The organism is Bacillus sp. GW823-FHT06B01, from assembly GCF_058952315.1.
Genome location: NZ_JBXAHR010000002.1, coordinates 286,880 through 313,378 on the forward strand (window position 1 = coordinate 286,880; position 26,499 = coordinate 313,378).

A 26,499-nucleotide genomic window follows, 5' to 3' on the forward strand; every position below is an offset into this window, starting at 1 on the left:
CGTTTGTATATATGATAGAAAATAGCCGTTATTTTTCTTCTCTCTATTAGTCATGTTAATATAGAGAGAGGAAAGGAACGGTTTTTTTCTGTGAAAAAAATCATTTCAAATTTGTATGGGGAGGTTTCTGGTTTGGAAAAAAAGGTCGTATTAGTAGATGGTAACAATATCGCGTATCGTGCTTTCTTTGCACTACCGCTTTTAAATAACGACAAAGGTATACATACGAACGCAATTTACGGTTTTACAATGATGTTAATGAGAATATTAGAGGAAGAAAAACCAACGCATATGTTAGTAGCGTTTGATGCGGGTAAAACGACATTCCGTCATAAAACGTATAGTGAGTATAAAGGAGGCCGTCAAAAGACTCCACCTGAATTATCAGAGCAATTCCCGTTTATTCGTGAGATGCTTGATGCATTCAACGTACCACGTTATGAATTAGAAAATTATGAAGCGGATGACATTATGGGGACGTTAGCGAAAGAAGCGAGTGAACAAGGGTTTCATGTAAAAGTTATTTCAGGAGATAAAGACTTACTGCAACTTGTTTCAGATAATACACTCGTATGTATTCCTCGTAAAGGGATTACAGAAGTGGATGAATATACGAAAGAAGCTTTATTTGAGAAATACAGCTTATCACCAAAGCAAATTATCGATATGAAAGGTTTAATGGGAGACCAGTCAGATAATATTCCAGGTGTACCAGGAGTTGGTGAAAAAACTGCGATTAAATTGTTAACACAGTTTGAAACGGTCGAGGCAGTATATGAAAATATAGATCAAGTAAGCGGGAAGAAATTAAAAGAAAAGCTAGAAGCAAATAAAGACCAAGCTCTTATGAGTAAAGATCTTGCAACTATTATTACAGATGCGCCGATTACAGTGCATGTGGATGATATGGAGTATAAAGGGTATGAAGCAAGTGATGTGATTCCAATGTTCGAGAATTTAGGATTTACATCCCTTTTAAATAAATTAGGTGTTACGCCAGAAGAAACGACTCCAGCTGAATTAGATGATATTACATTTGATATTGTGGAAGAAGTTACAGAAGAAATGCTAGTGCAAGATAGTGCGCTTATTGTTGAAGTACAAGAAGATAACTATCATAAAGCGGACATTCAAGGTTTTGGTATTCAAAATGAAAATGGCTGTTACTTTATTCAAACAGAAATTGCTCTTAAGTCAGACGCTTTTAAAGAGTGGCTTGCAGATGGAGAAATGAGAAAGTATACATTTGATGCGAAGCGCGCAATCGTTGCACTTAAATGGAACGGGATAGATATGCAAGGGATTGACTTTGATCTACTAATCGCTGCTTATTTACTTGACCCGGCTGATACGGATAAAGATTTCCGTACTGTAGCAAAAATGAAAGAAACACATGCTGTGAAATCTGATGAAGAAGTTTACGGAAAAGGTGCGAAGCGTGCTGTTCCAGAGCTAGAAGTAGTAGCGGAGCATGTAGCTCGTAAAGTGCATGTATTATATGATGTAAAGCAAACATTCGTTGAAGAGTTACAAAAGAATGAGCAATATGAACTGTTTACAGAGTTAGAATTACCACTTGCGCGTGTATTAGCTGATATGGAAGTAAAAGGTGTAAAAGTTGATACGGAGCGTCTTCGTAATATGGGAGAAGAACTTGCAGGTAGATTAAAGGAAATGGAACAGGAAATTTATAAGCTTGCGGGAACAGAATTTAATATTAATTCACCGAAGCAGCTTGGTGTTATTCTGTTTGAGAACTTAAACTTACCAGTTATTAAAAAGACGAAAACAGGTTATTCTACGTCAGCAGATGTACTAGAAAAGCTTATGGATCGCCATGAAATCATTCCAAACATTTTACATTATCGTCAATTAGGGAAACTAAATTCAACTTATATTGAAGGTTTATTAAAAGTTGTACATGAAGATTCATCTAAAATCCATACTCGTTTCAATCAAGTATTAACGCAAACAGGTCGATTAAGTTCAACGGATCCGAACTTGCAAAATATCCCGATTCGATTAGAAGAAGGAAGAAAGATTCGTCAGGCATTTGTTCCATCAGAAGAAGGATGGATTATGTATGCGGCAGATTATTCACAAATTGAACTTCGCGTATTAGCTCATATTGCAAATGATAAAGGGCTAGTTGAAGCGTTCCAACATGACATGGATATTCATACGAAAACAGCGATGGATGTATTTGGCGTTGAAAAAGATGAAGTAACTTCGAATATGAGACGACAAGCGAAAGCTGTCAATTTCGGAATTGTATATGGTATTAGTGATTATGGTCTTTCACAAAACTTAGGAATTACAAGAAAAGCAGCAGCGGAATTTATTGAAAAGTATTTAGAAAGTTTCCCTGGTGTACAAGAATACATGAGTGACATCGTAAAAGATGCGAAACAAAAAGGGTATGTGGCTACATTATTAAATCGCCGCCGTTATATTCCGGAAATTACGAGTCGTAATTTCAATTTACGTAGCTTTGCTGAGCGTACGGCTATGAATACACCAATTCAAGGGACTGCGGCAGATATTATTAAAAAAGCGATGATTATTATGGCAGACCGTCTAGAAGAAGAAGGATTACAGGCGCGTCTACTTCTGCAAGTACACGATGAATTGATATTTGAAGCGCCAAAAGAAGAAATTGAAAAATTAGAGAAGCTTGTACCAGAAGTAATGGAGCATGCAATTGAACTCGCAGTTCCGTTGAAAGTTGATTATTCTTACGGTCCAACTTGGTACGACGCAAAATAAGGAAGTGATGAAATGCCTGAATTACCAGAGGTTGAAAACGTCAGACGGACACTTGAAAATCTTGTGACAGGAAAAACAATTGAAGATGTCATTGTTACCTATCCCAAAATAGTAAAACGTCCGGATGATGCAGAAATCTTTAAAGAAATGCTAAGAGGCGAGAAGATTGAAAATATAAAGCGAAGAGGAAAGTTTTTGCTTTTATATGTAACGAATTATGTTATTGTTTCACATTTGCGTATGGAAGGTAAGTTTTTACTGCATCAAGAGGACGAGCCAATTGATAAGCATACACACGTCCGTTTCTTATTTACAGATGGAACTGAACTACATTATAAAGATGTGAGAAAGTTTGGTACGATGCATCTCTTTAAGAAAGGTGAAGAATTGAATCAAATGCCTCTTGCTGACTTAGGTCCGGAGCCGTTTGATGCTGAATTGACACCGCAGTATTTACAAGAAAGATTGCAAAAGACCAATCGTAAAATAAAAGTCGTATTATTAGACCAGCGTCTTTTAGTAGGGCTTGGAAATATATATGTAGATGAGGTTTTATTCCGTTCTCAAATTCATCCGGAACGAGAAGCTTCGTCTTTAACAGCAGAAGAAATTGAACGAATTTACGAGGCGACTGTTACAACGTTAGGTGAAGCAGTGAAGCGAGGCGGAAGTACAATTCGAACGTATATGAATTCGCAAGGGCAAATTGGCTCATTCCAAGAACTTCTAAATGTATACGGAAAAAAAGGAGAACCATGTGTGACTTGCGGTACGATATTAGAAAAAACAGTTGTTGGCGGAAGAGGAACGCATTACTGCCCGATTTGTCAGCCGAGAATATAGAAAAGAGATAACATTGGATAGGCATTTGTCATATACATACAGCAGGGCTATGTATAAGGGAGGAGCTTACCGATGTACCTTTATTTATCTCTTATTTTATTAGCTTTTACATTAAGCTTAGATAGCTGTAGTGTAGGGCTAACATATGGTTTAAGAAGCGTAAGAATTCCACTAAGATCAATTATAATTATCGGAATGTGTTCAGCGGCTGTTATGCTTGTTTCAATGGGAATTGGACATATGATCGCGAAAATATTTTCACCTGTTATCGCAACGCGTATCGGTGGGCTTGTTCTTATTGGAATAGGAATTTGGGTATTATATCAATTTTTTCGAAGTGAGAAAAAAGAAGAACCAAAGCAAGAGGAGAAGGTTTGGAAATTAGAAATTGCTTCGCTCGGGCTAGTGATTCAAATTTTACGTAAACCGACTGTTGCAGATTTTGATAAATCAGGCACCATTTCTGCAGGAGAAGCGTTACTTCTTGGTATCGCTCTTTCTATAGATTCGTTCGGTGCTGGAATTGGTGCATCTTTATTAGGGTATGCGCCCGCTATGATGGCGATATTAGTTGCGGTTATGAGTTCTTTGTTTTTATTTATTGGAATGAAACTTGGAACGGTTTTATCAAATATGAAGTGGTTACAAAAATTTACATTCCTGCCTGGGGTATTACTCATTATTATTGGAATTTGGAAAATGTAAGTATGGGCGTGGAACATTAGTTTCGCGCCTTTTATTATGAGGAGGAGAGGACGGTAAGTATTGGTATTTATCTGTCAGTATCGAACAGGAGTTTACAAAAGAGAAGTTAACGGCTGTTTCGTTAGGAATAGATATTGGAATCAAAGAATTAGCATATTGTTCTGATGGTCAGAAAAAGAAAAATATCAACAAAACAAAGGTGGTAAGAAAGGCAGAGAAACGCCTTCGTAGGTTGCAACGTCAAGTTTCTCGTAAATATGAAATGAACAGGGAGGGAAACCGTTTTGTCAAAACGAGCAACATTATAAAAATCGAACAAGAGATACGACAACTACATAGAAGGTTATCGAATATCAGAAAGAATCATCTTCATCAGTCAACGAGCGAAATTGTGAAAACCAAGCCATTTCGTATTGTGATGGAGACGTTGCATATGAAAGGTCTGATGAAGAATAGACACCTAGCTAAAGCGATTGCGAAGCAGTGTTTATATGAGTTCAAAAGACAAATTCAATACAAGTGTGAAAAATATGGTATTGAATTTGTAGAAGCTGATAGATGGTATCCTTCTTCAAAAATGTGTTCCAATTGTGGAAGCATCAACAAAGAACTAAAACTTTCTGACCGTGTATACAAATGCACTTGTGGTCACGAAATGGATAGGGATTTAAATGCGGCTATCAATTTGTCACGGTATGAATTAGCCAGTTAATATCTAAAAAAGTTACGGCTAATATGTAGGATTCGTTGTATCCGAATTTACGCCCTCGGAGTGTTTGATCAAACGAAAGTAGCTTTCTGCAAAATCGGACACGTAGAACAGGGAAATAAACAAAATTTATAGATTTTTATAAGTTTATGGCAACGGATTATGATGACAGTAGTAATTGGATTAACGGGAGGCATTGCAAGCGGAAAAAGTACAGTGTCTCAAATGTTTCGTGAACTGAGTATACCAGTTATTGATGCAGATATTATTGCGCGAGAAGTTGTAGAACGAGGAAAACCAGCATATAACAAAATTGTAGAAGTGTTTGGAACGGAAGTATTACAAGAAGATGGAGAATTGGATCGCCCGAAATTAGGAAGTGTCGTTTTCTATAATGAAGAAAAACGATTGCAGTTAAATAAAATCGTTCATCCTGCAGTTCGTGAGGAAATGAATACACAAAAGGAAAGGTACATAAAGGAAGGTATGCAAGCGGTTGTGTTAGATATACCTCTCTTATTTGAAAGCAAATTAACAAGTCTCGTTGACCGCGTATTAGTTGTAGCGGTTAAGCCACATACGCAATTAGAACGTTTAATGAAACGAAATAATTTTTCAGAAGAAGAAGCAACAGTTCGTATTCAATCTCAAATGCCGTTAGAAGAAAAAGTGAAAAATGCAGATGAAGTGATAAATAATGATGGCACAATTATGGGAACGAAAACACAATTACAGGTGATTTTAAAGAATTGGAACATTATTGACTAAAAAATTGTGAAATTAATGAAAATGCTTAGTGACATATCCCCTTTTTGTGTTATACTATTATTGGGATTGGAGATAAATAGTATAACGCATTCAAGGGGGATAACATATTATGACTCGTGTGGCAATTAATGGATTTGGACGTATTGGGAGAATGGTATTTCGTCAGGCAATAAAAGAAAGCGCATTCGAAATTGTAGCAATCAATGCAAGCTATCCATCTGAAACGTTAGCACATTTAATTAAATATGATACAGTTCACGGCAAGTTTGACGGAACAGTAGAAGCATTTGAAGATCACTTGTTAGTTGATGGGAAAATGATTCGCCTTTTAAACAACCGCGATCCAAAGGAATTGCCTTGGACAGATTTAGGTGTTGAAGTTGTAATTGAAGCAACTGGTAAATTTAATTCAAAAGAAAAAGCAATTCTTCATGTTGAAGCTGGAGCGAAAAAAGTTATTTTAACAGCGCCTGGTAAAAATGAAGATGTAACAATTGTAGTTGGTGTGAACGAAGACCAATTAGATATTGCAAAACATACTGTTATTTCAAATGCATCTTGCACAACAAACTGTTTAGCGCCTGTTGTTAAGGTGTTAGATGAGCAGTTTGGAATTGAAAACGGTTTAATGACAACTGTTCACGCTTATACAAATGACCAAAAAAATATTGATAACCCACATAAAGATTTAAGAAGAGCGCGTGCTTGCGGACAATCAATCATTCCGACAACGACAGGTGCCGCGAAAGCGCTTGCAAAAGTTCTTCCGCACTTAAACGGAAAACTTCATGGTATGGCACTTCGTGTACCAACGCCAAACGTGTCTCTTGTTGACTTAGTAGTAGATGTAAAACGTGATGTGACAGTTGAAGCTATTAATGAAGCATTCAAAACTGTTGCAAACGGTGCGTTAAAAGGCATTGTAGAATTCAGCGAAGAGCCTTTAGTATCTATTGACTTTAATACAAATACACACTCAGCTATTATTGATGGTTTATCTACAATGGTAATGGGTGATCGTAAAGTGAAAGTACTTGCTTGGTATGATAACGAGTGGGGCTACTCTCGTCGTGTTGTAGATCTTGTAACGTTAGTTGTTGACGAATTAGCGAAGCAAAAAAATGTGCAACATATTTAAGTGAATAAGGGAGAGGGCAAGTGAATATTTGCCCTCTTTTTTTATTTTTTTCTGAAAAGGAAAAAAATTATAGGAGTATATTTTTGAAAGTGGACATACCACGAAACGTTGTGATTACTGTATTTGTGAATCATTTATTATTTTTAGGGAAAAGTAAAGAGGAAAATATGACAGAAAATCGAAAAAACTGTTGTTGCAAAATGAAAATAAACAAAGTATACTAACACTCGTAAACTTAAGAGCTGAGGTACGTAGTCACTACTTAAAGGGTTAGGACCTCTCTGGACTAACTTTCCCCCGTGGTAGTGGAGCAAGCCAAATTGCAAATTAGTTTTCAATTCGAACAGTTAGAATAAATTTACAAGGGGGAACTGTAGAATGGATACTATGGATACGATGGGTCGTCACGTAATCGCTGAACTTTGGGATTGTGATTTCGACAAGCTTAATGACATGCCGTATATTGAACAATTATTTGTGGATGCAGCACTGAGAGCTGGTGCTGAAGTGCGTGAGGTTGCTTTCCATAAATTTGCACCACAAGGTGTAAGTGGAGTAGTAATTATTTCGGAATCACATTTAACAATTCATAGCTTTCCGGAGCACGGTTACGCAAGTATTGATGTTTATACTTGTGGGGATCGTATTGATCCAAATGTTGCTGCAGAATATATTGCAGAAGGTTTAAACGCGAAAACGCGTGAGAGCATCGAGCTTCCTCGAGGCACTGGTAGCTTCGAAATTAAGCAGAGAGAAACAAAAGCTCTTTAAAAAAGAACATAATTGATTTAAAATGTAAAGAGGTGTATAATGCACCTCTTTTTTAGTTTATAAAAAAGGAAAAATATAACGTACTCGTTAGTGAGATAAATTGAGCTCTTACGAATAAGTTATCACCCCATCTACCATCTTATTTTTGAAAACGAGATGATAAAAAAATGTGCTTAAACTTAAAGTGGTAAGAGAGTTAGAATGAGTTATATAATATTGTATATATATTGTCAGATGAAGTAAGTAGAGAAAAAATAAAGAGTATAGTGTAAAGGAGTGAATATATTGCGTTGTCCATCCTGTTCGCATAATGGTACAAGAGTGTTAGATTCGCGTCCGGTAGACGAGGGGCGCTCTATTCGAAGAAGGAGAGAGTGTGAAAGTTGTTTAAGTCGCTTTACGACATTTGAAAGAGTAGAAGAGTCACCTCTTATCGTTGTAAAAAAAGAAGGCACACGAGAAGAATTTAATAAAGAAAAGATTTTGCGCGGCTTAATTAAAGCGTGCGAAAAAAGACCAGTATCTTTAAGACAATTAGAAGAAGTAACTCAAAGTGTGGAACGTGAACTTCGTAATTTAGGTATATCAGAAGTGAAAAGTGATATGATTGGTGAAATTGTTATGGAAGAACTGCGTGATATTGATGATGTTGCTTACGTGCGTTTTGCTTCTGTATATCGCCAATTTAAAGATTTAAATGTATTTATTGAAGAATTAAAAGATATACTGCAAAAAGAAAGAGAGTAGAAGTTGTATTTTATTCTCTTTACATACCGTAGTAATGAGATAAGAGAGCTAGAAGCGAAAGCTAATAGCTCTTTTTCGCTAAGTAATTATATAATGAAGATAGAACGAATGAAGTAGAGGATAGATTGGATGAGAGAAAGGAAAAGCAAGAATGGAAAAACAGTCATGGATGGAGCTATTGCCAATTGATCGTTATAAAGTAAGTGCGAAAGGGTTATTGCATAATTACGACCGAAAAGTGTTAACGATGTTGTATCAGCCGTTAATAGGTAGTAGAGCTTTTAGTTTGTACATGACGCTATGGGGAGAGTTAGAGCAAGATCGTGTGTTTGGAAAAGAGAATACACATCATTCCCTTATGGTGACCATGCAGATGCAGCTTCCCGAAATATATGAGGAACGAGTAAAGTTAGAAGCAATTGGGCTTTTGAAGGTATATATTAAGAAAGAAAAAGATATTCGAATGTTTATATACGAATTGCAACCACCTTTATCTCCGAAGCAGTTTTTTGATGATATTGTGTTAAGCATCTTTTTATACAATCGATTGAGTCGGACAAAATATAATCAAGTAAAGCAATATTTCTTAGAAGAAGAATTTGATTTTGCTTCTTATGAAAATGTTACGCGTTCTTTCAATGATGTGTTTGGTTCGTTTAATCCAGGACAGCTTGAGCATGCGCAAGAAGATCTTCGTATTCCAAAAACGACAGCTATGCCAAGTAACGAGAAGGGAGACGCTCCAAAAGTTTGGAATGATTTCTTTGATTTCTCCTTATTTGTAGATGGCTTGTCCGCTCTTGTCCCTAAAAAGGCGATTACAGATCAAGTTCGAGAATGTGTCAGTACACTTGCTTACGTGTACGATGTAGATGTGTTATCGATGCAAAATATCGTTCTTGGTACGGTGACAGAGATGCAGACAATTGATATCGAAAGGCTTAGAAAAGGAGCACGTGATTGGTATCAGTTCGAAAACGGTCAAGCGTTACCTGTATTAAGTGAAAGAGTACAACCTCACGCTGCACGTATGATGGAAGGAAAAGAGCCTTCTACGCAAGAAGAGATGTTAATAAAACAGTTAGAGGAAATCTCACCAAAACAACTATTAAAAGAAATCTCTGGTGGTGCAGAGGCGACAAAGGCTGACTTACAGATCGTTGAAGATGTAATGATCAATCAAAAATTAACGCCAGGTGTTGTGAATGTACTTATTTATTACGTTATGCTACGCTCAGATATGAAGCTTGCGAAAACGTATGTGGAGAAAATTGCTGGGCATTGGGCACGTAAAAAGGTCGGTACAGTAGCTGAAGCAATGGCGTTAGCGAAAGAAGAAAACCGTCAATATCAAGAATGGGCTGAGACGAAGAAAAAAGGCCGTACGTCGAAGAAAACGATAAGAAAAGAAATGGTACCAGATTGGCTGAAAGAAGAGCCGAAAGAACAAGAGAAAGAAATAGTGAAGAAAGATGTAAGTAAGAAAAAAGATGCAAGTACGTTAGATGATGAACGAAAACGACTAGAAGAAGTGTTAAAAAAATATAAGCGTGATTAATAGAAGAGAATGAACGCTCTTTGAGGTGAGAAAATGGAGCATATTCAAAATTCATTTGCAAAGTTAATGGAAAATAAAAATTTTAAAAATAGATATGAAGTATTAAAGGCGGAAGTAATGGCGCATCCGCGTGTGAAAGAATTTATAGACGAACATCAAGGTGAAGTAACAACTTCTATGATTGAGCGCAGCCTTGTGAAGTTATACGAATATATTGGACAAAGTGTAGGTTGTGCGGATTGTCCGGATCTAGGTTCGTGTAAAAACATGCTGCAAGGATATGAGCCAAAGCTCGTTATCCAAGGGAAGATGATTGATATTCAATACGATCGTTGCGTTAGAAAAGTAGCATATGACGAGAGAAAGAAATATGAAAAACTCGTTCAAAGTGTATATATGCCAACTGACATTTTACAGGCAACGATGGAAAACTTAGATCCTTCAGATTTAGATGCGCGTATTGATGCAATTGGTGCAGCTAATGAATTTTTAAGTACATATGAACCTGGTAAAAAAGTACAAGGTTTATATTTGTACGGTAAATTTGGTGTAGGGAAAACGTATTTGTTAGGAGCAATGGCGAATGAACTTGCTCAAAAGAAAATAAGTTCGATGCTCGTATACTTCCCTGAATTTTTACGTGAAATTAAAAGTTCGATTCAAGATAATTCGATTGGGGAAAAGATTGATGCGGTGAAACGCGTACAAGTTTTAATGCTAGATGATATCGGAGCAGAAGCGATGTCAAGTTTTGTGCGTGACGATGTGCTTGGTGCAATTTTGCAATTCCGTATGTTAGAAAACTTACCGACGTTCTTTACGTCTAACTTTGATTTCAAGGAATTGGAACATCATTTAACGTATACACAGCGTGGTGAAGCAGAACAAATGAAAGCAGCACGTATTATGGAACGAATTAAATATTTAGCGAAGCCGATTCCGATTGGCGGGAAAAACCGACGTCATAAGTAAAGAGTAAGCTGAAAAGCTTGCTCTTTTTTTCGTTTTGAACACTTCTCAGAATAGGTGAATTGCAAAACGAAAAACTTCTTATAGAAAATTCATTGTAGCTTGTATCATTTTTTTCTCCCTCCCTTAATATATATAAAATTAGCAAGCCATATTGAGTGGAGTTTCTAACGATAGGAAATGTAATTCTACTAAGAGTGAACTTCACGCGGGACGGACTCTTATAGGATTTGTAACGTATAGATACAATCCTTTAGAGCAGGGATAAAAGGGGGGACAAAAGTGATTGAAATTTGCTTCGAAGAAAAAAATGATGCTATGCATGTATATAGACAACTATTGAAAAGAGCGGAACTGTTATATAAGGAAACGAGTGTGTATTTACAGGAACAAAAAGTGGTGATTCACATACCAGTATGTGAATCGAATTATATTGAAAAGATTTTATTGCCGGTAATGGTATATTTCATTGTGAATGTAAAGCAAAATAAGTGGATTTATACAATCTTAAAAGAGAAGTTTTTTTATGAAGAAGAGGAAGAGTGTCATCAAATATTGCATATGGCACAAGAGATTCTAAAGGGAAGAAGAAAAGGGATTGCTCGTGAATTAACACGTCACACATTTGAATCATATATTAAATCTTCTTTAAATAACTGGCTTTGTGATCCGCTTTCGTTCTCGTTTTCATCATATGTTCGTTTTCGCCTTCGTACATATAGGGAAATGGTAGCTAAGCTTGCTGAATTGTCGATTGATGAGTATAAGTTGGAACAAGAATATCAAATGTTTATTGAGACGCTAAGGCAACAAGTGCGCAGCCGAAAATCACGTTTGTCCTGTGTGCATCTTATTTTTGATGAAAGTTTTATTTTCTATGATGATAAAGGTAGACGTTTAAAACAGGAGAAATTGGTCCAATATATAGACGAGGAATTATTAAAGCAAAAGGATGTATATATTGATACGAAAGTAATTGCACCACTTCTTTCTATTTCGCCGAAAAAAATTTATTTATATACGAAAGAACAAGACCATAATATGATTATTACTTTGCGAAATGTATTTCAAGAACGGATCCAATTACATGGATTACATGAGTTTGAGCGCAATGTGAAAAATTTAAAAAATAAAGGTAACGCCCTTGATTTTCTAAGTTTTTGAGCATATAATTACCTACATAAATGAAATATATTGAAATGTCATGATGAGGACATGAGTAGTTTTCTACGATTTTCAGAGAGGGAAGCCTTAGGGTGTGAGCTTCCTAGTACGGGATTATTACTTACCACCTCTAAACTTTAGCAGTGAACGGTTTTTTCTAGTAATTGCTAACGGACAACACCGTTATGTTGAACTTGAGCAATTAACAATAATGTTAATTGGAACAAGGGTGGAACCACGAATTCAACACTCGTCCCTTTTTACGGGATGAGTGTTTTTTATTTTGAAAAAAAGAGGAGTGACCAGTGATGGCAGATGTAGTTAAAATTACTTTCCCTGATGGAGCTGTGAAGGAGTTTCCGAAAGGCGTAACAACTGAAGAAATCGCAGCTTCTATTAGCCCAGGCTTAAAGAAAAAAGCTGTGGCTGGAAAATTAAACGATGAGATGATCGATCTTGTTACACCAATCGAAGAAGATGGTGCAGTTTCTATTATTACATTAGATTCTGAAGATGGCTTATACATTTTACGCCATTCAACAGCCCACCTATTAGCACAAGCGTTAAAACGTTTATATAAAGATGCTAAGCTTGAGCTCGGCATTGGTCCAGTAATTGAAAATGGCTTCTACTACGATATTGATATGGAAGAAGCAATCACAGTTGAAGACTTCAAGAAAATCGAAAAAGAAATGCAAAAAATTGTGAACGAGAACTTAGAAATCGTTCGTCATGAAGTGCCACGTGCAGAAGCACTTCGTCGCTTTGAAGAAATCGGCGATGAGTTAAAATTAGATTTAATTAATGATCTTCCAGAAGATGCAGTTATTTCAATCTATGAGCAAGGCGAATTCTTCGACCTTTGCCGTGGTGTTCACCTTCCATCTACAGGGAAAATTAAAGTATTTAAATTATTAAGCGTTGCAGGTGCTTACTGGCGTGGCGATAGCAATAATAAAATGCTACAACGTATTTACGGTACTGCATTCGTTAAGAAAGCAGAATTAGATGAGCACTTACGTATGCTTGAAGAAGCGAAAGAGCGCGATCACCGTAAATTAGGTAAAGAATTAAAACTATTTACTAATAGCCAAAAAGTAGGACAAGGTTTACCACTTTGGTTACCAAAAGGTGCAACTATCCGCCGCATTATCGAGCGTTACATCGTTGATAAAGAAGCAAGCTTAGGCTATGATCACGTATACACTCCAGTACTAGGAAGCAGAGAGCTTTATGAAACTTCTGGTCACTGGAATCACTACCGTGATGGTATGTTCCCATCAATGGAAATGGATAATGAAGAGTTAGTTCTTCGTCCGATGAACTGCCCTCACCACATGATGGTTTATAAAAATGATATTCACAGCTACCGTGAATTACCAATCCGTATTGCGGAACTTGGAACAATGCACCGCTATGAAATGTCTGGAGCATTATCTGGATTACAACGTGTACGCGGAATGACTTTAAACGATGCGCACATTTTCGTTCGCCCAGATCAAATTAAAGAAGAGTTAAAACGTGTTGTAAACTTAACTCTAGAAGTGTACAAAGATTTTGGTTTAGAGAACTATTCATTCCGTCTATCTTATCGTGACCCAGCTGATACTAAAAAGTACTATGCTGATGATGAGATGTGGGAAAAAGCACAAGGTATGTTAAAAGAAGCTATGGATGAAATGGGTCTTGATTACTATGAAGCTGAAGGTGAAGCGGCATTCTACGGTCCAAAACTTGACGTTCAAGTTCGTACTGCTCTTGGAAAAGACGAAACACTTTCAACTGTACAATTAGACTTCTTACTTCCAGAACGCTTTGAATTATCTTACGTTGGTGAAGACGGTAAACAACATCGTCCAGTTGTAATTCACCGTGGTGTTGTATCAACTATGGAACGTTTCGTAGCCTTCTTAATTGAAGAATACAAAGGTGCATTCCCAACTTGGTTAGCTCCAGTTCAAGCGCAAGTAATTCCAGTTTCTCCGCAAGTACATTTAGACTATGCGAAGAAAGTACAAGATGAATTACGTCGTGCTGGTATCCGTGTTGAATTAGATACTCGTGAAGAGAAAATTGGTTACAAAATCCGTGAAGCACAAATGCAAAAAATTCCGTACATGCTTGTAGTAGGTGACAATGAAGTAACTGAAAACGGCGTAAACGTACGTAAATATGGTGAACAAAAATCAGAAACAATTGCATTAGATGCTTTTGTTGATATGATTAAAGTAGAAGGAAAACGATAAGACAGAGCCGCGGTATACCGCGGCTTTCGTATGTATTATAAAAAAGAAAAACTAGAAAAAATAACCAAACTATACTTATCATAAAAAAGTATTGCAAGTATGTTAGTTGTTTGTTACAATATTTCTTGTTGTTAGTAAAACACATAGCGTCTTCTTGACAGACGTCATGTCCTATGATAAACTCATCAAGGATAATAGAATATTGTTTTGTGGAACAAGTAGAAGCACCCGCTTCTCACCTGATGGACGCATTCGCAGTTTACAGGTAAATGTATTTCTTACTTAAGAATTTACAAGTGTGGGTGTCGTATGCCCGCACTTTTTTTGTCGGGTTCTATGACTACAAAAGATGTTCTGAAAAAACCTTGGAGGTGGCTTACTATTAGCAAGGATATGATGATTAACGAGCAAATTCGTGCACGTGAAGTACGTTTAGTTGGTGCAAATGGCGATCAACTTGGAATCAAGTCTCGTAATGATGCTTTAGACTTAGCTGCAAATCTTAATCTTGATTTAGTATTAGTTGCTCCAAATGCGAAACCGCCAGTATGCCGCATTATGGACTACGGTAAATTCCGCTTTGAGCAACAGAAGAAAGAAAAAGAACAGCGCAAAAATCAAAAAGTAATTAGCATGAAAGAAGTTCGTTTAAGTCCAACAATTGATGAACACGACTTTAACACAAAACTTCGTAATGCTATCAAGTTTTTAGAGAAAGGCGACAAGGTTAAAGCGTCAATTCGCTTTAAAGGACGTGCCATTACTCATAAAGAAATCGGTCAACGTGTTTTAGATCGCTTCTCAGAAGCTTGTGCTGAAGTTAGTACAATTGAATCTAAGCCTAAAATGGAAGGACGTAGTATGTTCTTAGTTTTAGCACCGAAAAACGATAAGTAATAGATAGAGGAGGAAATACCTATGCCTAAACAAAAAACTCATCGCGGCTCTGCAAAGCGTTTCAAAAAGACTGGATCAGGTAAACTGAAACGTTCTCACGCTTACACAAGCCATTTATTCGCTAACAAATCTACAAAAGCTAAACGTAAACTACGTAAAGCTGGTGTAGTAAGCGCTGGTGACTTCAAACGCATTCGTCAAATGCTTGACAACTTAAAATAAGTTCGGCTGATATATAGAACAATTAGGAGGTAATATTATGCCAAGAGTAAAAGGTGGTACAGTTACTCGTCAACGTCGTAAAAAAGTTATAAAATTAGCAAAAGGTTACTACGGTTCTAAGAGTACATTATTCAAGGTTGCTAACCAACAGGTTATGAAATCTCTAATGTATGCATTCCGTGACCGTCGTCAAAAGAAACGTGACTTCCGTAAATTATGGATTACACGTATCAACGCAGCAGCTCGTATGAATGGTCTTTCTTACAGCCGTTTAATGCACGGTCTTAAAAATGCTGGCATCGAAGTTAACCGCAAGATGCTTGCTGACTTAGCTGTTCATGACGAAAAAGCTTTCGCTGAATTAGCAACAGTTGCAAAAAACAACATTAACTAATTAATTAGTTGAAACCTTAGAAGATTTTTCTTCTAAGGTTTTTTATTTGTATGCAAAGAGAAGTATGTCGTTATCGATATGACAAAATCAATATAAAAGCTATAGCGATATAGAAGAATATATATATGAAGCCAGGAGAATTCTCCTGGCTTTTTTCAATTATCCCCCTTTGGAAAGAAGAGTATCTTTCCTACCTGAAACGACACTGCTATAATGGAAAGATGATATGGAACTTTCATCAGATAAAATAAATTTTTTATCAGTGGACAATCCCCGGATAATGATTAACTATCACCAATCGGAGTGAACAATCTAATCGTGATGATTGAAACGTATTTGTAAATTAAGGACAAGCTATTTTGTAAAGAGATAAATGGCTGACTTATTAATAAGAAACGAAAAATAATAATGAACTTTGAGATGAAACAACATTGTTGCGTAAAATGCGATGTTGGAGGAGGACAATAGAATGGACTTACTACAACTATTTAAATTACAAAAAGAATTAGATGACCGTATTGTGAAAGAGCATGATTTACAACCGAAAAAGTTGTTAAAAGAAAAAATGTTAGCTCTTCTTGTAGAAATTGGAGAACTTGCAAATGAAACACGTTGTTTTAAATATTGGAGCAACAAACCAGCATCAGAACGTGAAGTAATATTAGAAGAATACGTAGATGGCTTGCATTTTATTTTATCAATCGGAATTGATTTAGGTATTGATAAAAACTTCCTATTCTATAAATGTGCACAAACGAATAAAACACAAGTAGAAATTTTCTTAGACACATATGCGAAAGTAATTCGTTTTACAGATCAACCATCTATTACGAACTATATTGAATTATTTACAAGCTATCTTCGACTTGGACAAGCGCTAGAGTTTGAGCAAGAAGAGATTGAAAAGGCATATTTAGATAAAAATGAAGTAAATCATCAGCGTCAAACACAAGGATACTGATTTAATTTTTGAATATTTCAATTTCCTTTTGTATAATGAAGTGACTGAAGAAAAAGGAGGGTGTTGGCAATGACAAAATTAGACGCGACATTGACAATGCTAAAAGAATTAACAGATGCACGTGGTATTGCGGGTAACGAGCGTGAACCACGCGAAGTAATGAAGAAATATATTGAGCCGTTTGCGGACGAACTTTCTACTGATAATTTAGGAAGCTTAGTTGCGAAAAAAGTAGGGGAAGAAAACGGCCCGAAAATTATGGTTGCAGGTCATTTAGATGAAGTCGGCTTTATGATCACGCAAATTGATGACAAAGGTTTCCTTCGTTTCCAAACAGTTGGTGGCTGGTGGTCACAAGTTATGCTTGCGCAGCGCGTGACAATTGTAACGCGTAAAGGAGATGTAACAGGTGTAATTGGTTCAAAACCACCACACATCTTACCTCCAGAAGCGCGTAAAAAGCCAGTTGAAATTAAAGACATGTTCATCGATATTGGTGCTTCTAGCCAAGAAGAGGCAATGGAGTGGGGCGTACGACCTGGCGATCAAGTTGTACCTTACTTTGAATTCCAAGTGATGAAAAATGAAAAAATGTTACTTGCAAAAGCATGGGATAACCGAATTGGTTGTGCAATTGCAATTGACGTATTAAAACAATTAAAAGATGAAAAGCATCCAAACGTTGTATATGGCGTAGGGACTGTACAAGAAGAAGTTGGTCTTCGTGGTGCGAAAACATCTGCGAACTATATTAAACCAGATATCGCATTCGCCGTAGATGTTGGTATCGCTGGTGACACACCAGGTGTAACGGCAAAAGAAGCGCAAAGTAAAATGGGTGATGGACCACAGATCATTTTATATGATGCTTCTGTTATTGGACATACAGGTTTACGTGACTTTGTAGTTGATGTTGCTGACGAATTACAAATCCCGTATCAATATGATTCAGTAGCGGGCGGTGGAACGGATGCAGGCGCAATTCACATTTCTGCAAATGGTATTCCGTCTATGGCAATTACGATTGCAACGCGCTACATTCATTCTCATGCGGCAATGTTACATCGTGATGACTATGAAAATGCAGTGAAGTTAATTGTAGAAGTTATTAAACGTCTTGATAAAGAGGCTGTACATAACATTACATTTAATTAATAGAAAAAGCGAAGGAGATTTTCCTTCGCTTTTTTATGTTTTAAAAAGGTCGTTCTAATCCTGCAGCAGTATGAGCACCTAAAATGATTAAACGAGTTAATTGCATGGCCATAAAATGCGGAGTATAAATCATCCCTCTTTTTAACCATGACATAATCATCCCGATATGAGCTCCTGTCACATAACTAATTAAAATATCACGAGGAACCATAAGATCTTTATCATCTGGCTGTGAAATAGACAGGCTTAATGTTAAATGTGTTTGTATTGTTTTCATCATTTTATAAGAGTAGTTTCCAGCGGCTTTATCACCAAGCATAACGTTATAGAAGTTCGCATTTTCTGCAATATGTTCGAACAAAGCCAAAAATGTCGGATGTGGTGAATCAAATGTAAGTTGAAAATCTTCTTTATTTCTATTTTTCGGCTTAATAACTTCTGTTAACTTCTCTAACATTTCTTCAATGCTTTTGTCTAATAGGTCATATTTATCATGGTAATGGCTATAAAACGTAGCGCGATTTACAGGAGCACGTTCTGCAATATGTTGAACAGTTACATCATCAAATCCTTTTTCGCCTACTAAAGCGACAAAAGCATCCTGTATGAGTTGTCTCGTCCGCTTTACACGTGGATCATTTGTATTTTTAATAGACATTTTTACTTCCCCTCGTTTAATTTTCTATACTTAAACAACATATAGGTATTATATTGTTGTTTAAGCGACATTTCCTACTTAAATTGTCGGTTGTAGATTCAAAATAATTATTTATAATTATAAACGATAGTCCTTCAGAAATCAGCACCGCTCGCAGGTAGATAAATTTCAATTTACACCGCAGATGGTGTGATTTTTTTGTTTAAAAGTTAATATAATTAACAATTAAACAATCTAAACAATAAGGACGTAAATAGTTTAGAAAAAAATTATATGCGATATAAGGAGAGGAATGCAATGAATCAGTTTCGAAGAATGGTGATTATCAACATTATCACATTAATTGTACTAGTTGGCGGTGGTATTGGCGGTTATTACTATTACAATCAAGCGGAAAATTATTTAAAAACAGAAAATGCAAAAATTGATGGAAAGGTAATTCCGATTGCATCACCAGTAGCAGGTAAATTAACTGACTGGAAAGCTGAAGTAGGAAAGAATTACAATGAAAATGATAAATTAGGTGCTGTTACTGTAGCGGCAGCAAATGGAGAACAAACAGTAGATGTAACAATTCCACAAAATGCAACAATTGTACAATCAAATGCAACAACAAATGCTTTCGTTGGAGCAGGTAGCCCAATTGCTTATGCATTTGATATGAACAATTTATGGGTAACAGCAAACATTGAAGAAACAGATGTTGACGATGTACAAAAAGGTCAAGATGTAGATGTGTATGTAGATGCATACCCAGATACAACTTTATCAGGAAAAGTAGAGCAAGTTGGATTAACAACAGCGAATACATTCTCTATGTTACCATCAAGCAACGCAACAGCGAACTATACGAAAGTAACACAAGTAGTACCAGTTAAAATTTCTTTAGATCATAGTAAATCAGTAAATATTGTTCCTGGAATGAATGTGTCAGTTCGTATTCATAAGTAAGGGGGAGATGAGATGTCCTCAATTGCAATTGCAGGATATGCACTATTTTGTATAATCGTCTTCTTCCTTGTAAATCGTCTTTTACGAAAGAAAAAAACGAACGTGGGAGAAGAACAAGTCCCAGCCGTAAATAAAATAGAAGTAAGTAAGGTAGAAACAGAAGAGAAAGAAATTGAACGAAAGCAAGAAGCAGAAATTTCTAATGTAGTTGAGTTAGAAACAGGAAAGCAAGAAGAAGTAAAACAAGAAAAAGAAGTGCCGAAAAAACAAATGTCTACGCCTGTAGAAAATGTGAACGTAAAAGCAGTTGTAGCTGTATTAATTCTCGGCATGTTCGTTTCTATTTTAAACCAAACAATTATTAACGTTGCATTGCCTCCGTTAATGAATGAATTTAACGTATCAACTTCAACAGCACAATGGTTAATTACAGGCTTCATGCTTGTAAATGGTATTTTAGTACCGATTAGTGCCTTTTTAGTTTCACGATTTACGTATCGTAAATTATTCGTAGCGGCAATGTTATTCTTCACGGTAGGATCTATCATTTGTGCTATTTCAGGAAACTTTACAATGATGATGACGGGCCGCGTTATTCAGGCGGTGGGTGCAGGTATTTTAATGCCGGTTGGTATGAATATTTTCATGACATTATTCCCGCCTCATAAGCGCGGAGCAGCGATGGGATTACTAGGTGTAGCGATGATTTTAGCACCAGCTATCGGACCAACTGTAACGGGCTGGGTGATTGAAAACTATAGCTGGAACTTAATGTTCTATGCGATGTTTATTATCGGTTTAATTATTACATTCCTATCTTTAAAATTCTTTACACTAGCTCAGCCAGTATCTAAAACGAAGTTAGATGTATTCGGTGTTGTTAGTTCAAGTATTGGACTAGGTAGCTTATTGTACGGATTTAGTGAAGCAGGAAATAATAGTTGGACTAGTGCAGAGGTTGTTATTTCACTTATCATTGGTGTAGTAGGTATTGCGGTATTTATTTGGAGAGAGCTAACAACGGACAATAAAATGCTTGATTTACAAGTGTTTAAATACCCAGTATTTACTTTTACTTTAGTAATTAATGCAATTGTTACGATGGCATTATTCGGAGGTATGTTATTACTTCCGGTATATCTGCAAAACATTCGCGGTTTCACACCGATAGAATCAGGTTTATTACTACTTCCAGGATCATTAATTATGGGGATCATGGGACCTATTGCAGGTAAACTATTTGATAAGTATGGTATTCGTCCGTTAGCAATTGTCGGTTTAGCCATTACAACGTTTGCGACATATGAATTCACAACGTTATCAATGGATACACCGTATAGTGTAATTATGACGGATTATATTATACGTTCGATTGGTATGTCATTCATTATGATGCCAATTATGACAGCAGGTATGAACGCACTGCCGATGAAATTAATTTCTCACGGTACAGCAACGCAAAATACGTCAAGACAAGTAGCTGGTTCAATTGGAACGGCGATATTAATTACACTTATGACGCAACAAACGACTGCTCACGTAGCAGATTACGGCAACATGTTAACAACGTCAAACCCAATTTTAGTTGATAAAGTACACGGCATGGGGCAAAGTTTAGCAGCGATTGCTGGATCAGCGCAAGCAGGAGATGCGATGAGCACGCAACTATTATTTGGACAAATTTCGAAGTTATCTGCAATTAACGGTATTAACGATGCCTTCTTAATTGCGACGATACTTGCAGGGATTGCTTGGGTATTATCGTTCTTCTTACCATCAGGCAATAAACCAAATAGAAAAGCAGGGAATTAATTTCCCTGCTTTTTTGTCTGTTTAAAGAGTTAAATATAAAAAATGATAACCAGTTACGGAGCACAGCCCTGTTATAAATAAAACCATTCCCATAGCACGAATACTGGATATTTGTCTTCCGCTTATAGTAGCTAATAGTCCAGCTAAAGAGAAGAAATACCAATATAAAGTTCCCGAAACTGGAACAATCCCCTCTAAATCTATTCCATAACCTATACAAATGATAGGAACAAAGATAAGCGGTATACTAATCAAACTAGCCATAATAGTAAGTGATTTACGACATTTAATACCAACAATAATTAAAAAAATGCCAATGATGAAGTTGCATAACATCAAGGTAAGAGCGAAAATCATCCAAGTTAATATTCCGAACACTTTTGTATTACCTCCGATTTATGGGTTTCTAAAAAATATTATATATAGTATGAATCACCTACAGTCATGAGTAACCAGAAGGTAACCCTTAATATACCAGCGATAAAAATAATGAATCCCATATTACGTATACTTTTAATTTTGGCTTGGACTCCACTTACCCCTGCTAATAATCCAGTTAAAGAAAACAGTATCCAATATAAAGTAGTTGAAATAGGGAGGATTGCATTGCTATCCACTCCCATGCCCCAAAAAACAAAAGGTAGTGTGACAAAGGAGAAGATAAGTATCCCCATTAAACCAACGAGTAATTTACGGTGTTTAATTCCTTTTACTACTAAAAAAATACCGCCAGCAATTCCGCAGAGTAAGAGAAGTGGCATAAAAGCCATCCAAATAATACTGAACATATATAAACTCCTTGATAATAATTAAGGTATATTTTACTACATGAGGTTTATTTTGGATATTAGTTGAACCAATCGGGCTTTTATGGGCGGTTGATCCCCCACCTAAATTCTTTGCTTTCGCTGCATTTTGATGTGGGGGTCTTACTGCCCATTAAAGCGGGATAAATATGTATAAATTGATAGAAATGAGAAGTAATGATACGAATTAATAAAAAAGGTATCGCGATGATACCTCTTTCTAACTCAAGAATGCCAACATATTATTCATAATATGAAATAACATAGCTGGAATAATGGATTTTGTTTTTTTACATAAAATAGCCATTAATAATCCCATGAAGAAAGTAATTACCATTACGCCAAGTGAGTATGTATGAGCGATACCGAAGAAGAAACTTGTTATGATGGCTGCAATCCAAAATGGAAATCGCTCTGAGAAGAAGCGGAGTATAAAACCACGGAAAATAAGCTCTTCAAAAATTGGTGTAAGTATTGCGAAGCCGAGAAGTAATAATATTTGATACTGCTTAAAAACGTCTAAGTTTAATGCGGAAGATTGCTGCTTTGTTGCGTCTTGGAACATATAATTTAACAAGATGTAATTGAGTAAAATATTTATAGTGAAGAAAAGAAGTAAGTATACGTATGTACGCCATTCTTTAAGTGCTTTAAAGTTAAAAGATTTTAGTAGCAATTTTTTTGCGGGTTCGAATTTAAAAATGAAGAATAACAACACGGCTAGTTGTAATACGATACTTGCAGTATTTACGATAGATTCATACAAGGCAATTTGTTTTTTATCTGTAAGACCTGATGTATAAATTGTTAAGGGCATTGCGAGGAACACAGTAATAAGTCCGGTTCCGAAAAAAGCGAATAGAACGGAGCTAATAAATTGTCCCCATGACATAGAGTATTTCTGTTCATTAGAAAGTTGTGTAGCGGGTTGCATTTATAAAATCACCTCTTTATATTTATATATTTAATTATAAAGTATTTTGTTTTTATATGTAACATTTAAATATTACATATAAAGGTATATTTTCCATGAAATAATAAAAGAGGTATCACCCTATAGTGATGCCTCTTTCTCATTGATAACTATGTTCTGCCTTGTTATTCGATTTTGATTGCTCTATTTGCAATTCACGTTCTACCAATCGGTCTAACTGTTGAATAGCTTTTAATGCTTTTTCATAAGAAATCGTTCTATAATGGTGCGCTCCGCCCGGTTCTTCATCTGCTTCGTCTGCCCATTTAATAATGTTTTGAAGAGATGTTCTTTCAATTTCTTGCTGTACTAAGAAAGAATCTGTATGAAGAAGAATCGCGATAGAAATTTCTTTTGCTAGTTTCGGATGTTCTCCTAATCTAATAAGCAATTTATGAGCTCTTTCTGCTCCTTTAATCGCATGTATATCATTCTTTTTATACAAGTCATAATCCCATTCTCCCTCGCTGTACCATGTGTGATGTCCGATATCATGAAGGAAACCAGCTTTTGTTGCAGCATCGACTGAGGCATGATGCTTTTTCGCTAAGTGAAACGCATGGTAAGCGACAGCAATCGCGTGGACCATTCCAGAACGGTTTACATATTTTTGTGTAATGTGATGTTTAAAAACTTGTTCAAGCGTAATACGTTGCATAAAACATTCACTCCTTTTATCTAATGGTGTCTATAAAGAAAATCGATCGGTTTAAATGTATTTTGAATATTGTACTCCATCTGTGTAGCGTTAGTAAAGTAGAAATGTTTAGGAGAAGAAAAATTTTATAGACATAAAAGGTCACCTTAGTTTTTTTTCTAAGGTGACCTTTTATTGTTTATTTTTTTAATCCTTGCTCCAGTGTTCCTAACATTTCGTGTTTTTCATTTTCATCAGCATTTTTCCAAATGACTTCGAATAAAACGCCAAGACCTGGAAGCATTTTTTCTTCACCGCTTTGAATTGCATCGACAATCGTTTCTTGTAATTGATCTTGTGAATTTCCAGATACATTCGCTAATACAGCACCGCGTAAATTAAAACTCATTATTTTCACCTCTTCTTCAGAATTGAAACTGACGTTAGTTTTTGTTCTTTTTTATGTAAATATGTATGAAAAATAGGCTATAATGATAAGACAAGAAGAGAGGGAAATACATATTATGAAAAACATTGATTCAGTGCAAAATCCGCGTGTGAAGCAGTGGAAAAAGCTGCAGACGAAAAAAGAGCGCGATAAAAAAGGTTTATTTTTTGTAGAAGGATTCCACTTAGTAGAAGAAGCTTTAAAAGCAGGAGTTGTAACAGAACTTATCGTTTCTGATCAGACAGATCTTCCGAAAGATTGGACAGTTAATGATGTGGAAATGTATATCGTACCTGAAGCAATCGTAAAAGTACTCCGTGAAACAGAAACGACGCAAGGGGTATTTGCTGTTTGTGAGAAACACGAGAGTGAAGTAGCTCTTGCAGATGGAAAGTTTCTTTTATTAGATGGTCTTCAAGACCCGGGCAACTTAGGGACAATTATTCGTACAGCTGATGCAGCTGGTATTCATGCTGTTGTGCTTGGAGAAGGATGCGTTGATGCATATAATAGTAAAGTGCTTCGCTCTACACAAGGTTCTATTTTCCATTTACCAGTTGTAAAAGGGAACTTAGAAGAGTGGGTAGACAAGTTAAGAGAAAATAACGTTCCTGTATATGGAACAGCTCTTGAAAATGGAGTTCCGTATGGTGAAGTAACACCAGCTGGTGGTTTTGCATTAATTGTAGGAAATGAAGGAAGCGGCGTAAGCCAAGAAATTCTTGCAAAAACGGATCAAAACTTGTATATTCCGATTTACGGCGGGGCAGAATCATTAAATGTTGCGGTTGCAGCAGGGATTTTAACGTATTATTTACAAAGCCCAGTTGCGAACAAATAAAAAACTTCTTATAATAAGTTGAAGTATATTATATTAAAAGTTAAATAACGAAAAACGTTGATAGAGAAGAGTAACTTACAAAATCGCCATATAGGGAGAGAATGCCTTAGACTGAAAGCATTCTTATGGTAGACGGAAGTGAATTCACCTCTGGAGTTGACGCCAGGACCATATATATGTAAAGGCGTTCCGGTCAGAATTGATCGTTATAACTAATGAGTGGGCAGACCTGGTCTGTCAATTTAGGGTGGTACCGCGAATTTACCTCGTCCCTTTTTGGGAGCGAGGTTTTTTTATTTTTAAAATTAGGAGGGTTCCAAATGGAAGCACGTTTAAAAGAGCTAAAGCAAAAAGCGTTAGAGCTTATTGAAGAAGCGAAAGAGCTAAAGGGCTTAAACGACGTACGCGTAGCGTATTTAGGAAAAAAAGGTCCAATTACAGAAGTATTACGCGGCATGGGAAAATTATCAGCAGAAGAGCGTCCACGTATGGGAGCATTAGTAAATGAAGTACGTGAAGCGATTCAAACGCGTCTAGACGACAAAATTGGTAACTTAGAAAAAGCAGTAATTGAAGCGAAATTAGCTACGGAAACAATTGATGTTACACTACCAGGTCGTCCTGTTGAAACAGGTTGTCACCATCCGTTAACAGCTGTTGTTGAACAAATTGAAGATGTATTCATCGGTATGGGTTATGAAGTAGCTGAAGGAACAGAAGTAGAAAAAGACTACTACAACTTCGAAGCATTAAACTTACCGAAAGATCACCCAGCGCGTGATATGCAAGATACATTCTACATTACAGAAGAAACGTTACTACGTACACATACATCTTCTGTGCAAGCACGTACGATGGAAAATAATAAAGAAAAAGGCCCAATTAAAATTATTTGTCCTGGTAAAGTGTATCGCCGCGATGACGATGATGCGACGCATTCACACCAGTTCATGCAAATTGAAGGTCTTGTAATTGATAAAAACATTCGCATGAGTGACTTAAAAGGTACACTGCAAGTATTCGTGAAAAAGATGTTCGGTGAAGATCGTGAAATCCGTCTTCGTCCAAGTTTCTTCCCATTCACAGAGCCATCTGTAGAGATGGATATTTCTTGTATGATGTGTCACGGCAAAGGTTGCGGCACTTGTAAAGGAACTGGCTGGATCGAAATTTTAGGCGCAGGTATGGTTCATCCGAACGTACTTGAAATGGCTGGTTATGATTCAAAAGAATATCAAGGTTTCGCATTCGGTATGGGCGCAGAGCGTATCGCAATGTTGAAATACGGCGTAGATGACATTCGTCATTTCTATACAAATGATGTACGTTTCTTACAACAATTCAAACGAGCGTAAGGGAA

At 36.4% G+C, this 26,499-nt stretch carries 26 protein-coding genes, 1 pseudogene and 3 other annotated features; of the genes and pseudogenes, 21 read left to right on the top strand and 6 right to left on the bottom strand.

The features are described 5' to 3' along the window. The first annotated feature begins 132 nt into the window (after positions 1-132). The 17 genes and pseudogenes from polA to AC1Q8N_RS08600 all read left to right on the top strand — a co-directional run bounded on the left by polA (position 133) and on the right by AC1Q8N_RS08600 (position 18,013). Positions 133-2,766, top strand: coding sequence for a DNA polymerase I (gene polA / locus AC1Q8N_RS08520; protein ID WP_048544346.1), 2,634 nt, complete (start codon positions 133-135; stop codon positions 2,764-2,766). 12 nt (positions 2,767-2,778) lie between these two features. Further along, a complete protein-coding gene (gene mutM, locus AC1Q8N_RS08525; protein WP_001114486.1) occupies positions 2,779-3,609 on the top strand; it encodes a DNA-formamidopyrimidine glycosylase in 831 nt (276 codons plus the stop codon). A gap of 72 nt (positions 3,610-3,681) precedes the next feature. Further along, a complete protein-coding gene (gene ytaF, locus AC1Q8N_RS08530; protein WP_000281739.1) occupies positions 3,682-4,314 on the top strand; it encodes a sporulation membrane protein YtaF in 633 nt (210 codons plus the stop codon). 49 nt (positions 4,315-4,363) lie between these two features. After that, a pseudogene (locus AC1Q8N_RS08535) lies at positions 4,364-5,026 on the top strand (RNA-guided endonuclease InsQ/TnpB family protein); the annotation flags it as partial. Between the two features lie 162 nt (positions 5,027-5,188). After that, the gene (gene coaE / locus AC1Q8N_RS08540; protein WP_098078852.1) at positions 5,189-5,791 is read left to right on the top strand and encodes a dephospho-CoA kinase; all 603 of its coding nucleotides are present in this window, start codon (positions 5,189-5,191) and stop codon (positions 5,789-5,791) included. Positions 5,792-5,900: 109 nt separating this feature from the next. Continuing rightward, entirely contained in the window at positions 5,901-6,929 is a 1,029-nt protein-coding gene (locus AC1Q8N_RS08545; protein WP_097844335.1) for a glyceraldehyde-3-phosphate dehydrogenase, read from the top strand. Positions 6,930-7,316: 387 nt separating this feature from the next. After that, on the top strand, positions 7,317-7,700 hold the full coding sequence (speD, locus tag AC1Q8N_RS08550; RefSeq protein ID WP_002003660.1) for an adenosylmethionine decarboxylase: 384 nt from the start codon (positions 7,317-7,319) through the stop codon (positions 7,698-7,700). Between the two features lie 285 nt (positions 7,701-7,985). Continuing rightward, the gene (gene nrdR, locus AC1Q8N_RS08555) at positions 7,986-8,447 is read left to right on the top strand and encodes a transcriptional regulator NrdR (protein WP_001203687.1); all 462 of its coding nucleotides are present in this window, start codon (positions 7,986-7,988) and stop codon (positions 8,445-8,447) included. Positions 8,448-8,598: 151 nt separating this feature from the next. Then, positions 8,599-10,005 (top strand): replication initiation and membrane attachment family protein, encoded by a 1,407-nt coding sequence (locus AC1Q8N_RS08560; RefSeq protein WP_046956233.1) that lies wholly within the window; start codon positions 8,599-8,601, stop codon positions 10,003-10,005. A gap of 33 nt (positions 10,006-10,038) precedes the next feature. Then, positions 10,039-10,977 carry a primosomal protein DnaI gene (gene dnaI / locus AC1Q8N_RS08565; RefSeq protein WP_000400114.1) on the top strand — a complete coding sequence of 313 codons (939 nt, stop codon included), beginning with the start codon at positions 10,039-10,041 and terminating at the stop codon, positions 10,975-10,977. A 279-nt stretch (positions 10,978-11,256) separates the two neighbouring features. Next, entirely contained in the window at positions 11,257-12,138 is an 882-nt protein-coding gene (gene ytxC / locus AC1Q8N_RS08570) for a putative sporulation protein YtxC (protein WP_098048083.1), read from the top strand. A 31-nt stretch (positions 12,139-12,169) separates the two neighbouring features. Continuing rightward, positions 12,170-12,399: a binding site (T-box leader), on the top strand. Between the two features lie 47 nt (positions 12,400-12,446). Further along, a complete protein-coding gene (gene thrS / locus AC1Q8N_RS08575) occupies positions 12,447-14,384 on the top strand; it encodes a threonine--tRNA ligase (protein ID WP_000786074.1) in 1,938 nt (645 codons plus the stop codon). Positions 14,385-14,594: 210 nt separating this feature from the next. Next, positions 14,595-14,715 (top strand) — a sequence feature (ribosomal protein L20 leader region). Positions 14,716-14,777: 62 nt separating this feature from the next. Further along, on the top strand, positions 14,778-15,281 hold the full coding sequence (gene infC, locus AC1Q8N_RS08580) for a translation initiation factor IF-3 (RefSeq protein ID WP_000973214.1): 504 nt from the start codon (positions 14,778-14,780) through the stop codon (positions 15,279-15,281). 21 nt (positions 15,282-15,302) lie between these two features. Next, positions 15,303-15,503, top strand: a complete 201-nt coding sequence (gene rpmI / locus AC1Q8N_RS08585; RefSeq protein ID WP_001125946.1) for a 50S ribosomal protein L35 — start codon at positions 15,303-15,305, stop codon at positions 15,501-15,503. Between the two features lie 37 nt (positions 15,504-15,540). Then, a complete protein-coding gene (rplT, locus tag AC1Q8N_RS08590; RefSeq protein ID WP_001138364.1) occupies positions 15,541-15,897 on the top strand; it encodes a 50S ribosomal protein L20 in 357 nt (118 codons plus the stop codon). 469 nt (positions 15,898-16,366) lie between these two features. Then, the gene (locus AC1Q8N_RS08595; protein WP_000365057.1) at positions 16,367-16,858 is read left to right on the top strand and encodes a dUTP diphosphatase; all 492 of its coding nucleotides are present in this window, start codon (positions 16,367-16,369) and stop codon (positions 16,856-16,858) included. 69 nt (positions 16,859-16,927) lie between these two features. After that, the gene (locus AC1Q8N_RS08600; RefSeq protein ID WP_000163551.1) at positions 16,928-18,013 is read left to right on the top strand and encodes a M42 family metallopeptidase; all 1,086 of its coding nucleotides are present in this window, start codon (positions 16,928-16,930) and stop codon (positions 18,011-18,013) included. 40 nt (positions 18,014-18,053) lie between these two features. On the opposite strand, the gene AC1Q8N_RS08605 is transcribed toward AC1Q8N_RS08600, so the two are convergent. Beyond that, positions 18,054-18,671, bottom strand: a complete 618-nt coding sequence (locus AC1Q8N_RS08605; RefSeq protein WP_098078791.1) for a TetR/AcrR family transcriptional regulator — start codon at positions 18,669-18,671, stop codon at positions 18,054-18,056. Positions 18,672-18,968: 297 nt separating this feature from the next. On the opposite strand from AC1Q8N_RS08605, the gene AC1Q8N_RS08610 reads away from it, so the two are divergent. Together AC1Q8N_RS08610 and AC1Q8N_RS08615 are read left to right on the top strand one after the other, a co-directional pair. After that, positions 18,969-19,622, top strand: a complete 654-nt coding sequence (locus AC1Q8N_RS08610; protein WP_001071411.1) for an HlyD family secretion protein — start codon at positions 18,969-18,971, stop codon at positions 19,620-19,622. Between the two features lie 12 nt (positions 19,623-19,634). Further along, a complete protein-coding gene (locus AC1Q8N_RS08615; RefSeq protein ID WP_098078794.1) occupies positions 19,635-21,434 on the top strand; it encodes a DHA2 family efflux MFS transporter permease subunit in 1,800 nt (599 codons plus the stop codon). Positions 21,435-21,455: 21 nt separating this feature from the next. Here the strand turns inward: AC1Q8N_RS08615 and AC1Q8N_RS08620 are convergent, their stop codons facing one another. The 5 genes from AC1Q8N_RS08620 to sspI all read right to left on the bottom strand — a co-directional run bounded on the left by AC1Q8N_RS08620 (position 21,456) and on the right by sspI (position 24,259). Then, entirely contained in the window at positions 21,456-21,812 is a 357-nt protein-coding gene (locus AC1Q8N_RS08620; RefSeq protein WP_098076576.1) for an ammonia permease, read from the bottom strand. Between the two features lie 38 nt (positions 21,813-21,850). Beyond that, positions 21,851-22,222: a DNA-binding protein gene (locus AC1Q8N_RS08625; protein ID WP_098078796.1), complete on the bottom strand. Its 372-nt coding sequence runs from the start codon at positions 22,220-22,222 to the stop codon at positions 21,851-21,853. Between the two features lie 238 nt (positions 22,223-22,460). Then, a complete protein-coding gene (locus AC1Q8N_RS08630; RefSeq protein WP_048544332.1) occupies positions 22,461-23,174 on the bottom strand; it encodes a CPBP family intramembrane glutamic endopeptidase in 714 nt (237 codons plus the stop codon). Positions 23,175-23,313: 139 nt separating this feature from the next. Continuing rightward, positions 23,314-23,871, bottom strand: coding sequence for an HD domain-containing protein (locus AC1Q8N_RS08635; protein WP_001189002.1), 558 nt, complete (start codon positions 23,869-23,871; stop codon positions 23,314-23,316). A 178-nt stretch (positions 23,872-24,049) separates the two neighbouring features. Beyond that, positions 24,050-24,259, bottom strand: a complete 210-nt coding sequence (sspI, locus tag AC1Q8N_RS08640; RefSeq protein ID WP_000009511.1) for a small acid-soluble spore protein SspI — start codon at positions 24,257-24,259, stop codon at positions 24,050-24,052. Positions 24,260-24,341: 82 nt separating this feature from the next. Here sspI and AC1Q8N_RS08645 point away from each other — a divergent pair, with 82 nt between their 5' ends. Together AC1Q8N_RS08645 and pheS are read left to right on the top strand one after the other, a co-directional pair. Next, positions 24,342-25,139, top strand: a complete 798-nt coding sequence (locus AC1Q8N_RS08645) for a TrmH family RNA methyltransferase (RefSeq protein WP_137036649.1) — start codon at positions 24,342-24,344, stop codon at positions 25,137-25,139. Between the two features lie 48 nt (positions 25,140-25,187). After that, positions 25,188-25,416, top strand: a binding site (T-box leader). A 43-nt stretch (positions 25,417-25,459) separates the two neighbouring features. Beyond that, the gene (gene pheS, locus AC1Q8N_RS08650; protein ID WP_000388217.1) at positions 25,460-26,494 is read left to right on the top strand and encodes a phenylalanine--tRNA ligase subunit alpha; all 1,035 of its coding nucleotides are present in this window, start codon (positions 25,460-25,462) and stop codon (positions 26,492-26,494) included. Positions 26,495-26,499 lie beyond the last annotated feature (5 nt).

Excerpts from the sequence above, each read along its gene's own strand:
- mutM (WP_001114486.1), top strand. The coding sequence starts at position 2,779 with ATGCCTGAATTACCAGAGGTTGAAAACGTCAGACGGACACTTGAAAAT.
- ytaF (WP_000281739.1), top strand. The coding sequence starts at position 3,682 with ATGTACCTTTATTTATCTCTTATTTTATTAGCTTTTACATTAAGCTTA.
- coaE (WP_098078852.1), top strand. The coding sequence starts at position 5,189 with ATGACAGTAGTAATTGGATTAACGGGAGGCATTGCAAGCGGAAAAAGT.
- AC1Q8N_RS08545 (WP_097844335.1), top strand. The coding sequence starts at position 5,901 with ATGACTCGTGTGGCAATTAATGGATTTGGACGTATTGGGAGAATGGTA.
- speD (WP_002003660.1), top strand. The coding sequence starts at position 7,317 with ATGGATACGATGGGTCGTCACGTAATCGCTGAACTTTGGGATTGTGAT.
- AC1Q8N_RS08560 (WP_046956233.1), top strand. The coding sequence starts at position 8,599 with ATGGAAAAACAGTCATGGATGGAGCTATTGCCAATTGATCGTTATAAA.
- dnaI (WP_000400114.1), top strand. The coding sequence starts at position 10,039 with ATGGAGCATATTCAAAATTCATTTGCAAAGTTAATGGAAAATAAAAAT.
- thrS (WP_000786074.1), top strand. The coding sequence starts at position 12,447 with ATGGCAGATGTAGTTAAAATTACTTTCCCTGATGGAGCTGTGAAGGAG.
- infC (WP_000973214.1), top strand. The coding sequence starts at position 14,778 with ATGATGATTAACGAGCAAATTCGTGCACGTGAAGTACGTTTAGTTGGT.
- rpmI (WP_001125946.1), top strand. The coding sequence starts at position 15,303 with ATGCCTAAACAAAAAACTCATCGCGGCTCTGCAAAGCGTTTCAAAAAG.
- rplT (WP_001138364.1), top strand. The coding sequence starts at position 15,541 with ATGCCAAGAGTAAAAGGTGGTACAGTTACTCGTCAACGTCGTAAAAAA.
- AC1Q8N_RS08595 (WP_000365057.1), top strand. The coding sequence starts at position 16,367 with ATGGACTTACTACAACTATTTAAATTACAAAAAGAATTAGATGACCGT.
- AC1Q8N_RS08600 (WP_000163551.1), top strand. The coding sequence starts at position 16,928 with ATGACAAAATTAGACGCGACATTGACAATGCTAAAAGAATTAACAGAT.
- AC1Q8N_RS08605 (WP_098078791.1), bottom strand. The coding sequence starts at position 18,671 with ATGTCTATTAAAAATACAAATGATCCACGTGTAAAGCGGACGAGACAA.
- AC1Q8N_RS08610 (WP_001071411.1), top strand. The coding sequence starts at position 18,969 with ATGAATCAGTTTCGAAGAATGGTGATTATCAACATTATCACATTAATT.
- AC1Q8N_RS08615 (WP_098078794.1), top strand. The coding sequence starts at position 19,635 with ATGTCCTCAATTGCAATTGCAGGATATGCACTATTTTGTATAATCGTC.
- AC1Q8N_RS08625 (WP_098078796.1), bottom strand. The coding sequence starts at position 22,222 with ATGTTCAGTATTATTTGGATGGCTTTTATGCCACTTCTCTTACTCTGC.
- AC1Q8N_RS08630 (WP_048544332.1), bottom strand. The coding sequence starts at position 23,174 with ATGCAACCCGCTACACAACTTTCTAATGAACAGAAATACTCTATGTCA.
- AC1Q8N_RS08635 (WP_001189002.1), bottom strand. The coding sequence starts at position 23,871 with ATGCAACGTATTACGCTTGAACAAGTTTTTAAACATCACATTACACAA.
- sspI (WP_000009511.1), bottom strand. The coding sequence starts at position 24,259 with ATGAGTTTTAATTTACGCGGTGCTGTATTAGCGAATGTATCTGGAAAT.
- AC1Q8N_RS08645 (WP_137036649.1), top strand. The coding sequence starts at position 24,342 with ATGATAAGACAAGAAGAGAGGGAAATACATATTATGAAAAACATTGAT.
- pheS (WP_000388217.1), top strand. The coding sequence starts at position 25,460 with ATGGAAGCACGTTTAAAAGAGCTAAAGCAAAAAGCGTTAGAGCTTATT.